We start from the raw sequence: 14,070 nt of genomic DNA, 5'->3' as shown, positions 1-14,070 counted from the left end.
ATAACTACCTCAAGGCCGCTGAGCTTCTACACGCCCAAACCTCCCACATGTCGCCATGGTCAATGCAGCGATCGGTATGGAAATGCTGCTGAAAAGCTTTATTTTCTTGCCAGATCAGCACCAAGGTACGTCTGGCGAAACCTACAAGCTCGACGTCGAAGCTCTCAAAACGGCTCACCAGCACTTGCAGTCAATCGGCAAGATTCCATCCAAACAAAAGCGTGATGCTCACGATCTGCTGACGCTGTTTCACGCGATGCCTGCGGCGATTCGCGAGAGCCTGGCCCTTAACAGGCAGGAACATTCATTCGAGCGGTATCGCGATGTGTTCACCAACAGCCGATATCAGTATGAGTCGGCCAGCTGGAAATTTTCCGATCCAGTGCTGATGAGGTTGCTGCGGTGGAAGTTGGCCAACGTGGTTGGCTACTACAAGGAGCGAGGCTCGCAGGATCCGTTCGTGCTGGGTTACATCGCTGAGGTCCAAGCTCGATCTGCAGCGCAGTGATTTAGGCCAGGGGCCTGGCTTCAAATCTGCCCACTCACGGCCCCGGTAGCTTCATACGAAGGTGCGCATAATGTGTATTATGTTAAATTGTATTTATTCCAGATGGATGCTGCCTCCAATTCATCCCAGCTCTCAGGTAATCGTGAATTTTGCGATAGCCATATATGCCTGCGTTTTCTAATCTTCGGCAGATTGAGGCTCCACCGGCCATGCAAGCTTTTGCAGGCTGCTGGTATTTACTCTTTCTGCCCTACCCTGATTCTTTTTTAAGTTGTGTGTGGCAGCGTGTAAGCAAAGAAGCTCAGTCCATCAAGATATCTATGAGCACATGGGTAGGACTGCTCAGTTCCACGTCGCGTCGTGTGACTACTTCGTAAGGTTCACTTCGCGACATCAGTTGCAATGGCAGCCGTACCAACATGCCATGCTCCACGGCCACTTTCGCCACATCCCACGGCATGACGGCGAGCAGTCCGGCATCCTGCTGCAGCATCGACAATGTGGTGAAGGTCGATGAGGTTTCGATGGGATACTGCGGAAAGCTCAACCCGGCCTCACGAAACTCACGCTCGAGCGTAAGGCGCAGGGGCATGTTCACCGGAAACACCACCCAGCGCGAGTCAGTCAGCTGGGACAAGTTCAGGGACTGGCTGCCAGCCAAGGGGTGTGCCGGGTTGGCCACCAACACGAGTTGTTCCTGGTGCTTGACCCGGCTTTCGTAAGCTGCCGGACGATGGCTGACGCTGGTTCGACAAATCACCACGTCCAGTCGTCCCTGATCGAGCAAGCTGAGCAAGCGGTCGCTGGTGTCCTCTACCACCGTGACCGACAGATCCGGCTGGGCCTCGCGCAAGCGCGCTAAACCCTCCACCATCATCGGCACCGCCCCCATGATAGTACCCACCGAGAGACGCCCCCCGTGCCCCTGGAGGATCCCCAACATCTCTTCGCGCAGGTGGGCGAGATCTGTGTTGATCAAACGTGCGTAGCGCACCACGCAACGACCCAAGTCATTGGCCTCCAACCCTTTGTTGGTCCGCTCGAACAGCACTGCACCCAAGGTCGACTCGATCTCGTTCAGGGCCTTGGTGGCCCCAGGCTGGGTTATGGACATTGCCTCGGCTGCTTTGTGGATCGAGCCAAGTTCATCGAGGCTGATCAGGAGGCGCAACTGACGAAGGCGTAGTCGCGAAGCCATGGAAGTCAAAGATGGGAGCATAGGGGATCACTAAAAGTTATCGCGGTGTCAGCAGCTCTCATTAGGCAGCATCGACAGGGAGAAATAAAGTGGCCAGCAATTGATCCCACAAGAACAACAGGAGTCAGCATGCGTCTGATCCAATTTGAAACTGGCCATGCCCAGCGCCGTGTCGGGGTTGTCGAAGGCGACGTAATTCAGGTCGTACGCAATACCACACACATGCGCGAACTGGCCCTGGCGGCCATCCGCAACCGGCGCAGCCTGGGCGACGAAGTTATTGCGCGAGGCCTTGAGCACAGCGATGAGTGCTACGCCCAGATGCTGGCGGAGTGTCGCGTACTGCCACCGCTGGACCACGAAGATCCCGCCCATTGCCTGGTCAGCGGAACAGGCCTGACCCACCTGGGCAGCGCCTCGACGCGTGACAAGATGCATCAGCAGAAAATCGACGATGCCGCTGCTCTGACCGACACGGCGCGCATTTTCCAGTGGGGCATCGAAGGGGGGCGCCCTACCCCTGGGACTGCTGGCGTGCAGCCGGAATGGTTTTACAAGGGCGACGGTTCGATAGTGGTCCGTCCAGGCCAAGCGTTCCAGAGCCCGGCCTTTGCCGAGGATGCAGGTGAGGAGCCGGAGCTCGCCGGGCTTTATATCATCGGCGACGATGGCCGCCCCTATCGACTGGGCTTCGCCATCGGCAACGAGTTTTCCGATCATGTGATGGAGCGGCGCAACTACCTGTACCTGGCTCACTCCAAACTGCGCAACTGCTCGTTCGGCCCGGAACTGCGGATAGGCGAGTTGCCGCGCCACTTGGACGGTGTCAGCCGAATCCTTCGGGGCAACAGCGTGATCTGGGAAAAGGCGTTCCTCAGTGGCGAGGACAACATGTGTCACTCCCTGGAAAACCTGGAGTACCACCACTTCAAGTATGCGCAGTTCCTGCGCCCTGGCGATGTGCACATTCACTTCTTCGGCACCGCGACCTTGTCGTTCGCCGACCACGTCAGGACAGCTGTCGGTGACGTATTCGAAATCAGCCTGCCGGAATTCGGTGCCCCGCTGCGCAACGGCATTGCCCTGTCGCCAGCGACCTTCGCACCTGGACAGGTGACGGCGCTCTGATTCAGCGGCGCTTAGCTGCGCCGGCATTTCATAAGAACCATAAGAGAGAGATGAGCATGAAGAATAGCCCTTACACGGCGTCACCCTCGTCGTCCCTGGCGAGCGCCGACACTGCCCGCCCGACCAACGTACGTTGGCGGATCTTCCTGATTCTCCTGTTGCTCGCTGCCATCAACTACATCGACCGCGCCTCGCTGTCGGTAGCGTTGCCGTTGATTTCGGCCGAATTCGAACTTACCCCGGCGCTGGAGGGCCTGATACTCAGCGCTTTCTTCTGGTCCTACGCTCTGATGCAGATTCCAGGAGGCATGCTGCTGGACCGCTTCCAGGTGCGCAACATCATCGGCGTGGCCACGGTCGGCTGGGGGGCCTTCCAGGCGCTAGGCGGCTTTGCCCACCACTGGATCACCCTGCTGATCACCCGTGTCGGCCTGGGCGTTGCCGAGTCGCCGATCATGCCGGCAGGCGCCAAGCTCAATGGTGCTTGGTTGACCCCGAACGAACGCGGCCGTGGTGCGACCTTGGTTGATGGCGGCGCACCGTTGGGCACCGCGTTGGGGGCGATCATCATCGCAGGCCTGATCACCTGGTTCGACTCGTGGCGCATCGCATTCATCATCGCGGGTGTCGGCACCATCGTCGTGGGTGTCTGGGCCTGGTGGTACATCCGCAACCATCCAAGCGAACACCCGCAGGTCAACACCGCCGAGTTGTCTTACATCACCCAGGCCAATGAAGCTGCAAGCAAGCACAACGGCAACCGCAAGGCCGTGCTCAAGGAACTGCTCAAGAGCCGGTCGGTGCTGTGCATGTTTGCCGGCTATGCCTGCTACAACAGCGTGTTCTACGGTTTGCTGACCTGGATGCCGAGCTACCTGCACAAGGCTCACAACCTCGACATCAAGGCCATGGGCGGCGCGACTTTCCTGATTTTCATGTGCGGCTTCGTCGGCGAGTTGGTCGGCGGCTGGATCGCCGACAAATGGAAAACCAACGGTGGCCAGCCGAACACCGTGATGCGCAGCATGTTCGCAGGTTCTGCTGCCGTGGCTGCCTTGTGCATCCTGCTGGTCGCCTATACCCCGGATGCCGTGAAGGTCATCGCCCTGCTCTGCGTCGCGCTGTTCTTCATTCGCTGGTGCGGCATGTACTGGTGCCTGCCGGCGATCCTTGGCGGCAAGTCCAAGGCGGGCGTGCTGGGCGGCAGCATGAACTTCTGCGGCAACATGGTCGGTGTTCTGGTGCCGATCCTGATCGGCCTGATCGTGCAGTTCACCGGTTCTTACTTCCTGGCCCTGATCTTCTTCGTGGTCATGGCGTTCGGCCTGATGCTGTTCTCGGGGCTGATCGACTATCGCGAACGCGGCCTGGCCTGAGTGCCGCGTCCCCTTGAGGTAAATGTCATGCAATTGATTACAAAGACGGGCAGTGAAAGTGCTGCCAATGCCGTGATTCGACTCAACCCGCTGGACGACGTGCTGATCGCCCGCCAGGCGCTGCCCAAAGACTTGCAACTGGAAGAAGGCGTGCGGGTGCGCGAACCGATCCCCGCCGGCCACAAGGTGGCCGCTCGCGATCTCGAAGCCGGCCAGCCCCTGCGCCGTTACGGGCAGATCATCGGCTTCGCCAGCCAGGCCATCGAATCTGGAGAACATGTGCATGTGCACAACCTGGCGATGGGCGACTTCGCCCGTGACTATGCCTTCGGTATCGATGCTCGGGGCGTGCAAGCCCCCGTAGAAGACACTTTCATGGGAATCGTGCGCCCGGATGGCCGGGTTGCTACGCGCAATTACATCGGCATCCTGACCTCGGTTAACTGCTCGGCCACGGTAGCCCGAGCGATCGCTGATCATTTCCGCCGTGACATCCATCCCGAAGCTCTGGCGCCCTACCCCAATGTCGATGGCGTGGTCGCCCTGACCCATGGTGTCGGCTGTGCCGTCGACCCCGGTGGTGAAGCGTTGGCGATGCTGCGTCGGACCCTGGGCGGATACGCCGTACATGCCAACTTCTCTGCAGTGCTGCTGATCGGTCTTGGCTGCGAGACCAACCAGATTCCTGACTTGCTCGCTGCCCAAGGCCTCAACAGTTGCAATGCGCTGCGCACCTTCACCATCCAGGGTACCGGAGGCACATCCAAGACCATCGCCAGCGGTATCGCCCAGGTGAAGTCGCTGCTCGAGGAAGCCAACCGCGTCGAGCGTCAACCTGTCAGCGTTCGCCATCTCACTGTAGGGCTGCAATGCGGTGGCTCGGATGGCTATTCGGGCATCACCGCCAACCCGGCACTGGGCAATGCCGTGGATCGCCTGGTGGCCGCTGGCGGCACTGCGATCCTCTCGGAAACTCCGGAAATCTATGGCGCCGAGCATTTGCTAACGCGCCGCGCGGTGAGCCAGCAGGTCGGCGAAAAACTGATCGCCCGCATCCGGTGGTGGGAAGCCTATTGCCAGCGCATGGGCGCCGAGTTGAACAACAACCCTTCGGCCGGCAACAAGGCCGGCGGCCTGACCACCATCTTGGAAAAGTCCCTCGGTGCTGTGGCCAAGGCCGGTTCCAGTGATCTGGTGGATGTCTATGAATATGCCGAGCCGGTACGCGCCCATGGCCTGGTGTTCATGGACACCCCCGGCTACGACCCGATCTCCGCCACCGGCCAGGTCGCAGGTGGTGCCAACCTGATCGCCTTCACCACCGGGCGCGGCTCGGCCTACGGCTGCGCGCCCTCCCCCTCGATCAAGTTGGCCACCAACACACGTCTGTGGGAAACCCAGGAAGAAGACATGGATGTGAACTGCGGCGGCATCGCTGACGGCAGCATGACCATCGAGGGGCGTGGCGAACACATCTATCGTCTGATGCTGCGCATTGCCTCAGGCGAGCGCAGCAAAAGCGAGCAGCACGGCTATGGCCAGAACGAGTTCGTGCCGTGGCAGATCGGCGCTATCACCTGATTTCCTTGTTTACGCTTACAGGAGCCTTTCATGACCCGGATCCTCGGTCACAACTACATCGGCGGCCAACGCTCGGCCCAAGGCAACATCCAGCTCGAGAGCCTGGACGCCACTACTGGCGAACCCTTGCCAGGCCTGTTCAGCCAGGCCACCGAAATGGAGGTGGACGCCGCTGCCAAGGCCGCTGCGGCCGCCTTCCCGGCCTATCGCAGCCTGCCCGCTTGGAAACGTGCGGACTTCCTGGAGACCATTGCCGATGAACTCGACGCCCTGGGGGAAGACTTCATCGCCACGGTGTGCCGCGAAACAGCGCTGCCCAACGGTCGCATCTTGGGTGAGCGTGGTCGTACCAGCATGCAAATGCGCCTGTTCGCCAAGGTCTTGCGCCGTGGCGACTTTTATGGCGCCCGCATCGACCGTGCGCTACCCCAACGCCAGCCTGCAGCTCGCCCGGACCTGCGCCAATACCGCATCGGCATTGGCCCGGTCGCGGTGTTCGGCGCCAGCAACTTCCCATTGGCGTTCTCCACCGCCGGCGGCGACACTGCCTCGGCGCTGGCCGCTGGTTGTCCGGTGGTGTTCAAGGCCCACAGCGGCCACATGGCCACCGCCGAGTGGGTGGCCGATGCCATTCTGCGTGCTGCTGAGCGCACCTCGATGCCAGCGGGCGTGTTCAATATGGTCTATGGAGGCGGCGTCGGTGAATGGCTGGTGAAACATCCGGCGATTCAGGCGGTCGGCTTCACTGGCTCGCTCAAGGGCGGCAACGCCTTGTGCCGGATGGCCGCCGAGCGGCCGCAGCCAATCCCGGTTTTCGCCGAAATGTCCAGCATCAACCCGGTGATCGTTCTGCCCGAGGCGTTGCGCGTACGCGGCGAGGCGATCGCACGCGAGCTGAGCGCCTCGGTCACTCTGGGATGTGGGCAGTTTTGCACCAATCCAGGCCTGATCCTCGGCCTGCGCTCCCCTGCATTCAGCGCTTTCGTCGAGCAGCTCAAAGCCCAGATGGCCGACCAACCAGCGCAGACCATGCTCAATGTCGGTACCCTGGCCAGCTACCGTCAAGGCTTGGAGCACCTACACGCCCACCCAGGCATCCAGCACTTGGCCGGCGCGTCGCAAGGGATGCAACAAGCCTCGCCACAGCTGTTCACAGCTGACGTCAGCCTGCTGCTTGAAGGTGATGAGCTGTTGCAGGAGGAGGTTTTCGGCCCCGCGACTTTGCTGATCGAAATCGAAGACCAGGCTCAGCTGGCCGATGCTATCAAGGCCCTGCATGGCCAACTGACCGCGACCCTCCTCGGCGAGCCGTCCGAGCTGCTGGCCTATGGCTGGTTGAGCGATCTGTTGCAGGAAAAAGTCGGCCGACTGCTGCTCAATGGCTATCCAACCGGTGTGGAAGTCTGCGACGCCATGGTACACGGCGGCCCCTACCCCGCCACTTCTGATGCCCGCGGTACCTCTGTAGGGACCTTGGCCATCGATCGCTTCCTGCGGCCAGTGTGCTTCCAAAACTACCCCGATGACCTCCTGCCCCCTGCGCTGCAAAATGCCAACCCATTGGGCCTTTTGCGACTGATCGATGGGGAATATAGTCGGGAAGCGGTGGCAGTTTAGCCTGCGCTTTCAGGAGCCATCATGAAAAAACCCCGCCAGTTGGCGGGGTTTCGATCCGACGGCGCGATTATGCAGCGCGCGTCCCAGGTTGCCCTGCGTGCAACTGGCGCTTGCGCACCAACAGATGTGCCGCCGAAACCACCGCCAGGCTGATCAGGCTAGCTAGCAGTTGCGTGCGCAGCCCTTCCTGGAACGCCATAGCCACCAGCACCCCGACGATGGCTGCGATAACCGCGTAGGACAAACCGGGGAACAGCCACATGCGTAGCGTCAGGCGCTGTGGCGCTTCGCGCTCCAGTTGACGGCGCAGCCGCACTTGAGCGATCGCGATGGCCAGGTAGACAAACAACATGATGGCGCCCGAGGCGTTCACCAAGAAAAGGAAAACACCTTGTGGTGATGCGATCGCTGCGGCGATGGCAATGTAGCCAATCATACTGCTCAGCAGTACCGCCATGCGTGGTACCCGGTGCCCGGTCAGTTGCGACAGTGCAGCCGGCGCATCGCCACGCTCGCTGAGGCCGAACAGAATGCGCGAGGACACATACAACCCGGAATTCAGCGCCGACAGCACGGCGACCAGAACCACGGCTTCCATGATCGCCGTCGCACCCGGTACGTGCATGACCTCCATGGCGGCGACGAAGGGTGAATGCCCAGCCTCGATACTGCCCCAAGGCACGATACAGACGATCAACAGAATAGAGATGACGTAGAACGCGATCACCCTGAAGATCACCGAGCGGGTCATAGCAGCGACACTCTTGGAAGGGTCATCCGCACATCGGATGATGAAATGTGATGCAGCGCCGGATATTCTGGGCGTCTGCCGCAGTCCCCTGGAACTGGAAGCAATGCAAGCGGGCTGCGCGCCAGGCTTTGGAACGGCTGATCTGTCATGGCGAATTCGGCGTTTCGATTCCGCTGGAGCAGGTGGGGCGCTTCCAGCCGGTGATGGAGGAACCGATCCTTAAACGCCGCGACCGCGACCTGACCTTTGAGGTACGAGCCGACATCCTCAAAGGCACGCAGCCGCCGGACGTAGGAAAGGCCGTGTACGCTGATCTGCAGCCGCTAATCGCCCAACTGCCGGCTGGCTATCGGGTGACTATCGGCGGTCCGGTGGAAGAAAGCGCCAAGGCCAACAAGGCTCTGGCAGTCCTGTTCCCGGTGATGATCATGCTGACGCTGGTCGTGATCATGTTCCAGGTGCGCTCCTTCGCCCTGATGTTCATGGTGTTCGCCACCGCACCGCTGGGCTTGATCGGGGCGGTTCCTGTGCTCCTTCTGTTCGATCAGCCCTTCGGTTTCAATGCCATCCTGGCGCTGATCGGCATCGGCGGCATCCTGATGCGCAACACCCTGATCTTCACCGACCAGATCGAGCAGGAGCAGGCCCACGGCCGCCCCCTGCACGAGGCGATCATCGAAGCCACGGTGCGCCGCGCCCGGCCGGTGCTGCTCACTGCACTGGCCGCCGCGCTGGCCTTCATCCCACTGACCTTCTCGGTGTTCTGGTCGTCCCTGGCGTTTGTACTGATCGGTGGAATTCAGGTGGGCACGGTGCTGACGCTGCTTTATCTACCGGCACTCTGCGCTCTGGTGTTGCGTGCCAATCGCGGGGCCAACGCCAGCAACGAGCCTGAGTGGGAAAAGCTGAGCGTGCAACAGGCGCCTCTGGATACACACCAAGGTGTGTGAGCGCCGGCGAGATCCTGCACGTCGACGGTAGTCAGAGCGCAGGCCATTGATTGACAGAATGCTCATCACCGGCACATTCCGGTGATGAGCAGATTCCCTGTGGAGTCTGGTTTTTTAGAAGTCGAATGCGCTGCGATAGGCATAAACACCTGGTCCGCCGCCTGTGTACAGGAACAGTAGGTTAGCCCCCTCGATGAAATCTCCCGCCGCTATGTCATGAAGCATGCCGGCAAAGGCTTTTGCAGAGTAAACCGGATCAAGCAAGATACCTTCGGCCTGAGCCAGGGATGCAATTGCCTCAAGAGCCTCAGCCGTCGGAATCCCATAGCCTTCTCCCCGGTGATTCCCATCTACATCGATTTGATTGGGCGCGATCTCTGAGGACCCGACCAATGCCAGCGCGTCGTTAGCGAGCTTCAAGGTTTGCTGCACCGCCTGTTCTTGGTCTCCCAACACTGTATAGGATCGAATGATCGTCGGGGAGCGTCCACGCGTGACGAAACCTGCGGCTAGACCCGCATGAGTTCCCGAGCTGCCGTTAGGCAGAAGAACCTTCTCGAAGCGGATGTCGTTATCCCGTTCATACTGCATTATCTCGTCACTGCATTTGGCGTAACCCAGCGCGCCAAGAGGTGACGATCCCCCCATAGGGATCAGGTAGGGTTTCTTGCCCTCTTCTTTGAGCAGCTGGATTCTTTTATCTGCGAATTCGGCTGCCTTCTCCCCTAGCGGAAGTACATGGAGCTTGGCGCCATAGATCTGATCAAGCAGCACGTTGCCGTTGCTTTCGTATTCTGCATCATGCCGCGGCACCACCCTGCCGAGGACCAGTTCGCAGTCCAAGCCGAATCGCGCAGCAGCAGCGGCAGTAAGTCGTGCGTGGTTGGATTGGAGTCCGCCAGTCGTGACGATTGTGTCGCATCCTTGTGCAATCGCCTCACCTAACAGGAACTCAAGCTTGCGAAGCTTGTTGCCACCCCCGGCGAATGCCATGTGATCGTCACGTTTGATGTAAAGATTGACTCGCTTGATACCCAGTCGCAGTTCAAGCTTTTGTAGCCGCTGAATCGGAGTGGCCGCCTCGATGAGCGCCACTTTCTCGAAAGCGTCCAGTACATCCTTTTGAGCATCCCTCATTGATATGTGCTCCGGTTGGTATTTCACTTTGATAGCGATCCAGCCCCCACAAAATCAATCCCCGGAAACCTGGGAAAGTGCCGGGCGATCGGACTGCGGCTTGAGATGCAAAGCGCATCTTTGTAATTCAACGTACTGTGAGACACCGCAACGGTGACACTGCCGACTGGCAATTGTCATCGGATAGCTCTCGGTCCCTCGCCGATCGTAGCGCTCGACTCACGGGGTGCAAGCGCATTGATCACTGCGGCCGCAGTGGACAGCAGGATGCCAACAGCGGCAAGGCCGATCCAGCCGGCCCGGTGCACGCCATAATTCCCCAATGCGGCGCCGATCGCTCCCCCCAGAAAATACGACCCCATGAATAGGGTATTGAGTCGGCTTCTGGCCTCGCTCCTCAGAGTGAATACGCGTGCCTGGTTGGCAACCAGCCCTGCACGATTGCCCATGTCGAGCAGCACCATGCCGAGGATCAGCCAGCCAAGATCTCGCCCGCTCGCTGCAATGCAGGCGAAACCCAGGACGAGGGTCATTGCGCCGGCGAGGACCATGGTGCGTGCGCCCACGCGATCGGTCAGCGCGCCAATATGAGGTGACGCGACGATGCCCAGCAGCGCGACCAGCCCAAACAGACCAATGGTGGCGGAGTCGAGTCCGTATGGAGGTTGTGCCAATAGCGCGGCAAGCGAAGCCCACAGTGCACTGAATGCGGCGAACATCAGCAGGCCGCTCGCCGCGCAGTAACGCAGCACGCCTTCCTGTTTGACCAGGCTGCCTAACGAACCCAGGAGCTGCCCGTAGCTTATCGTCTGCAGGCTGCTGGTGGCGGGCAGGCGCTTGGCAACGATGACCAGCAACAGGACATCGCTGAGCGAGGCCAGAACGAACACGGCTTTCCACCCGGCATGTGCGCCGGCGAAGCCTCCGAGCATGCGCGCCAGTAAAAGACCTGCCGAGAGGCCGCTGAGCAGGCTCCCGACGATGCGACCTCGCTCAGCTGGAGTGGCCAACCCCGACAGACAGGGGATGATGAGCTGCGCAGTGATCGCTGTCACGCCGACAAGAAAGCTGCTCACGCACAGCATTGTGAAAGTCGGCGCTACAGCGCAAAGAAGTAAGGCAACGGCATTCCCCGCGATGGCCAGCAGCGCGAGTTGGCGTGGTTGTCGACAATCGGCGAGCGGCACGATGAACAGCAGGCCTAGCGCATAGCCAAGCTGCGTCAGCGTGGCGATCAGGCCGGCCTGTGTCGGCGCCAGGCCAAAGGACGCGGCCATCTGGGGCAGAAGCGGCTGGTGGTAGTAGATAGTCGAGACCGCCAGCGCGCAGCACAGGGCCATAAGCGTGACAAGGCGGCTGGAAACTCCCATTGGCGATGCGCAAGAGGCAGACATGACGCAGCCCCTTCACTGCTGCTGCAAAGTCTGCACGAGCCCACGGGTGTCGACGATGCTGTGCGCAAACGTCGGCCCGTTCAGCTCGTGCGCCGCGTGCATCATTTCCTTGCTGAAGGCGGCTGTCGCATCGCGCACCAGCGTGACGTGATAACCCAACTCCATGGCGAAGCGTGCGGTCGATTCGATGCAGGTGTTCGCCAGCAGGCCGACGACGATCACGTGTGTGATGCCTCGCTGCTTAAGCTGGAAGTCGAGGTCGGTATTGGCGAACCCGCTTTGTCCCCAGTGTTCCTGGATGATGATATCGCCCTCCTGTGGCACGAAGTCAGGATGCCATTCGCCGCCCCAGGACCCCTTGGCAAAGGTGTGACGTTCCTGGATCAGGCGTTGGGTGGGATTGGGGTGATCCCAGCGGGTGTAGTCGCCGGGCTGCCAGCGCCGATGAGGTACGTAGTACACCTGAATTGCTTGTGCTCGCGCGGCGGCAACGGTCGTGCGCAGGTTGTCGAGCAGTCTAACTTCATCCGCGACGCTTCTGAGCATGGAATAAAGCTTGCCGCCATCGGACAGGAAGTCGTTGTAGGGATCGACCAGCAGCAGAGCGGTCCGCTCCGAGGCATACACAGGATGGGTCATGATGGTGCTCCAGATGAAAGGAGAGGCGATCTAGGACGTTTGCTATACCGACAAATGCCGCGCTGCGACAGCGCAAGCCGCATAGGCTTCATATTAACTATGATAATCATAGTGTCAACGGGGATGAGGCTTTGAGCGCTAATCCATGCGACATGGTTAACCTGGATGCGTTACTATGAAAACAATAGTTTCTACGGAGAAAACAGCGTGATGCCGAGGCTGGACGTGACAAGCGATACGGTGTGCCCGGTGGCACGCTCGATGGATTTGGTGGGCGACAAATGGACCATTTTGGTCCTGCGTGAGCTTTACATGGGCGCGACACGCTTCGAGGAAATGCAGATCCAGACCACCGCTACGCCCCAGATGTTGACTTCGCGCCTCAAAGCGCTGGAGGCGAATGGCCTGGTCGAACGCCGGCCCTACAGCGAGAAGCCGCTGCGCTACGAATATCATCTGACCGACAAGGGCTGGGACTTCTATCCTGTGATTTACGCGCTGCGCGCCTGGGGTGAGAAGTGGTGCAAGAACCCGGATGAGGGGTTGGCCGTGCATTTCGTGCACCGCGCCTGCGGCCATGATGTGGGTGTGGCCAGCGTTTGTCCTCACTGCGGCGACGCTGTGGAACGCAAGGACCTGGAAGCGCTGGTCAGCGATCGTCTCATTGCCGAACGCGAGTCTCGCCGAGAAGCCTTCAAGCGGAAGTAGCTGAGGCTAAGACGACGTTCCTGGAGCGGCGGTGCAAGCTGCAAACGTCTACTGGGTATAGATCACTACCCCGATCCAGTCGGCGACGCTGTAGTGGCCGGGCTCGCGCTATATTCGCGTGCGAACTCGATGAAGGCTTTCAATGCCGCTGGCACCTGCCGCCGGCTTGGGTAATACAAATGCAGCCCCGGATAGTAGGGGCACCAGTCGCCCAGAACCTGCTGCAGATCGCCTCGCTCCAGATGTTCCTTGACCATGTCCTCGAACACATAGGCCAGGCCGATACCTTGCAAGGCAGGCGCCAGCATCAGGCTGACATCACCCAGTATCAACGGGCCTTGGACGTCGACCTCCAGTTGGACACCTCCCCGCTCGAACTCCCAACGGTAAAGTGCGCCACTGGGAAAACGGTGTCCGATACAAGGTAGTTTTTTCAGGTCTTGTGGATGTTGCGGAATGAAATGGCGTTCGAAGAACTCGGGCGAACCGACCACCACCGAGCGCAGATAAGGACCAATGGGCAATGAGACCATATCGGCCTGTAACCGCTCTCCCAGGCGTACACCGGCATCGAAACCGGTACCCACCATATCCACCAAGGCATCATCGCTGAGAATTTCGAGGTGTACGTCCGGGTACGCGACCAGGAAACGCTGGGCCAGTGGCAGCAGCGCAAGTTCCGCTGCGGCGCGTCCGGCGGTGATGCGCAGGTTGCCAGACGGTTTGTCGCGGAAATTATTGAGATCTTCCAAGGCGTCGGCGATGTCACGGAAGGCCGGTTGCAGCCGCTGGTAAAGGCGCTCCCCGGCCTCGGTAAGGGCGACGCTGCGGGTGGTGCGGTTGAACAACCGCACATCCAGGCGGGTTTCCAGGGCCCGCAGCGCATGGCTTAGGGCCGAAGGTGTAAGCCCCAATTCGACTGCCGCACGACTGAAATTCAGATGGCGGGCAATGCACAGGAAGAGCGACAGATCGCCGGTACTGGCTGGCTTCATTGATGAAGATTACTCAAAGGCCCATGCGATATTCATGGGATTATCACAGTAAATCAAAAATCTTAAAGTTCGCTCAACTCATCGAGAA

Annotated in this window: 13 protein-coding genes and 1 pseudogene; 7 read left to right on the top strand and 7 right to left on the bottom strand. The window is 60.1% G+C overall.

Going from position 1 to position 14,070, the window contains the following annotated elements:
• Nucleotides 1–76: 76 nt before the first annotated feature.
• Nucleotides 77–508: a hypothetical protein gene (locus AB1N67_RS12075; RefSeq protein ID WP_367863851.1), complete on the top strand. Its 432-nt coding sequence runs from the start codon at nt 77–79 to the stop codon at nt 506–508.
• Between the two features lie 301 nt (nt 509–809).
• Here AB1N67_RS12075 and AB1N67_RS12070 read toward each other — a convergent pair whose 3' ends face one another.
• Complete coding sequence (locus tag AB1N67_RS12070; RefSeq protein ID WP_182943216.1) at nt 810–1,727, bottom strand: LysR family transcriptional regulator; 918 nt, start codon at nt 1,725–1,727, stop codon at nt 810–812.
• 108 nt (nt 1,728–1,835) lie between these two features.
• Between AB1N67_RS12070 and araD1 the strand changes: the two genes are divergently transcribed.
• Genes araD1 through AB1N67_RS12050 form a run of 4 tightly spaced genes read left to right on the top strand, consistent with a single transcriptional unit; the run spans nt 1,836 to nt 7,408 of the window.
• On the top strand, nt 1,836–2,834 hold the full coding sequence (araD1, locus tag AB1N67_RS12065) for an AraD1 family protein (protein WP_090342859.1): 999 nt from the start codon (nt 1,836–1,838) through the stop codon (nt 2,832–2,834).
• Between the two features lie 56 nt (nt 2,835–2,890).
• A complete protein-coding gene (locus tag AB1N67_RS12060; protein WP_367863850.1) occupies nt 2,891–4,210 on the top strand; it encodes an MFS transporter in 1,320 nt (439 codons plus the stop codon).
• Between the two features lie 27 nt (nt 4,211–4,237).
• Complete coding sequence (locus AB1N67_RS12055) at nt 4,238–5,791, top strand: UxaA family hydrolase (RefSeq protein WP_367863849.1); 1,554 nt, start codon at nt 4,238–4,240, stop codon at nt 5,789–5,791.
• Between the two features lie 30 nt (nt 5,792–5,821).
• On the top strand, nt 5,822–7,408 hold the full coding sequence (locus AB1N67_RS12050; RefSeq protein ID WP_367863848.1) for an aldehyde dehydrogenase (NADP(+)): 1,587 nt from the start codon (nt 5,822–5,824) through the stop codon (nt 7,406–7,408).
• A 67-nt stretch (nt 7,409–7,475) separates the two neighbouring features.
• Here the strand turns inward: AB1N67_RS12050 and AB1N67_RS12045 are convergent, their stop codons facing one another.
• Entirely contained in the window at nt 7,476–8,198 is a 723-nt protein-coding gene (locus tag AB1N67_RS12045) for a hypothetical protein (protein ID WP_332772301.1), read from the bottom strand.
• Nucleotides 8,199–8,209: 11 nt separating this feature from the next.
• Here AB1N67_RS12045 and AB1N67_RS12040 point away from each other — a divergent pair, with 11 nt between their 5' ends.
• Complete coding sequence (locus AB1N67_RS12040) at nt 8,210–9,109, top strand: efflux RND transporter permease subunit (RefSeq protein WP_269476221.1); 900 nt, start codon at nt 8,210–8,212, stop codon at nt 9,107–9,109.
• 114 nt (nt 9,110–9,223) lie between these two features.
• Here AB1N67_RS12040 and AB1N67_RS12035 read toward each other — a convergent pair whose 3' ends face one another.
• The 4 genes and pseudogenes from AB1N67_RS12035 to AB1N67_RS12020 form a co-directional block, all read right to left on the bottom strand.
• Complete coding sequence (locus AB1N67_RS12035; RefSeq protein WP_367863847.1) at nt 9,224–10,246, bottom strand: D-cysteine desulfhydrase family protein; 1,023 nt, start codon at nt 10,244–10,246, stop codon at nt 9,224–9,226.
• A gap of 32 nt (nt 10,247–10,278) precedes the next feature.
• A pseudogene (locus tag AB1N67_RS12030) lies at nt 10,279–10,422 on the bottom strand (oxidoreductase); the annotation flags it as partial.
• A complete protein-coding gene (locus tag AB1N67_RS12025; RefSeq protein WP_232095244.1) occupies nt 10,423–11,640 on the bottom strand; it encodes an MFS transporter in 1,218 nt (405 codons plus the stop codon).
• Between the two features lie 12 nt (nt 11,641–11,652).
• Nucleotides 11,653–12,279, bottom strand: a complete 627-nt coding sequence (locus tag AB1N67_RS12020; RefSeq protein ID WP_182819055.1) for an isochorismatase family cysteine hydrolase — start codon at nt 12,277–12,279, stop codon at nt 11,653–11,655.
• Nucleotides 12,280–12,489: 210 nt separating this feature from the next.
• Between AB1N67_RS12020 and AB1N67_RS12015 the strand changes: the two genes are divergently transcribed.
• Nucleotides 12,490–12,987 (top strand): winged helix-turn-helix transcriptional regulator, encoded by a 498-nt coding sequence (locus AB1N67_RS12015; protein WP_367863862.1) that lies wholly within the window; start codon nt 12,490–12,492, stop codon nt 12,985–12,987.
• Between the two features lie 65 nt (nt 12,988–13,052).
• Here AB1N67_RS12015 and AB1N67_RS12010 read toward each other — a convergent pair whose 3' ends face one another.
• The gene (locus AB1N67_RS12010) at nt 13,053–13,982 is read right to left on the bottom strand and encodes a LysR family transcriptional regulator (RefSeq protein ID WP_367863846.1); all 930 of its coding nucleotides are present in this window, start codon (nt 13,980–13,982) and stop codon (nt 13,053–13,055) included.
• Between the last annotated feature and the right edge of the window lie 88 nt (nt 13,983–14,070).

This window comes from Pseudomonas guariconensis (genome assembly GCF_040822035.1).
Taxonomy (GTDB): Bacteria; Pseudomonadota; Gammaproteobacteria; order Pseudomonadales; family Pseudomonadaceae; genus Aquipseudomonas; species Aquipseudomonas guariconensis.
Note: the sequence above shows the minus strand (reverse complement) of the source record. Positions and strands in the feature narration are given on the sequence as shown.

Excerpts from the sequence above, each read along its gene's own strand:
- AB1N67_RS12075 (WP_367863851.1), top strand. The coding sequence starts at position 77 with ATGGAAATGCTGCTGAAAAGCTTTATTTTCTTGCCAGATCAGCACCAA.
- AB1N67_RS12070 (WP_182943216.1), bottom strand. The coding sequence starts at position 1,727 with ATGCTCCCATCTTTGACTTCCATGGCTTCGCGACTACGCCTTCGTCAG.
- araD1 (WP_090342859.1), top strand. The coding sequence starts at position 1,836 with ATGCGTCTGATCCAATTTGAAACTGGCCATGCCCAGCGCCGTGTCGGG.
- AB1N67_RS12060 (WP_367863850.1), top strand. The coding sequence starts at position 2,891 with ATGAAGAATAGCCCTTACACGGCGTCACCCTCGTCGTCCCTGGCGAGC.
- AB1N67_RS12055 (WP_367863849.1), top strand. The coding sequence starts at position 4,238 with ATGCAATTGATTACAAAGACGGGCAGTGAAAGTGCTGCCAATGCCGTG.
- AB1N67_RS12050 (WP_367863848.1), top strand. The coding sequence starts at position 5,822 with ATGACCCGGATCCTCGGTCACAACTACATCGGCGGCCAACGCTCGGCC.
- AB1N67_RS12040 (WP_269476221.1), top strand. The coding sequence starts at position 8,210 with ATGCAGCGCCGGATATTCTGGGCGTCTGCCGCAGTCCCCTGGAACTGG.
- AB1N67_RS12035 (WP_367863847.1), bottom strand. The coding sequence starts at position 10,246 with ATGAGGGATGCTCAAAAGGATGTACTGGACGCTTTCGAGAAAGTGGCG.
- AB1N67_RS12025 (WP_232095244.1), bottom strand. The coding sequence starts at position 11,640 with ATGTCTGCCTCTTGCGCATCGCCAATGGGAGTTTCCAGCCGCCTTGTC.
- AB1N67_RS12020 (WP_182819055.1), bottom strand. The coding sequence starts at position 12,279 with ATGACCCATCCTGTGTATGCCTCGGAGCGGACCGCTCTGCTGCTGGTC.
- AB1N67_RS12015 (WP_367863862.1), top strand. The coding sequence starts at position 12,490 with ATGCCGAGGCTGGACGTGACAAGCGATACGGTGTGCCCGGTGGCACGC.
- AB1N67_RS12010 (WP_367863846.1), bottom strand. The coding sequence starts at position 13,982 with ATGAAGCCAGCCAGTACCGGCGATCTGTCGCTCTTCCTGTGCATTGCC.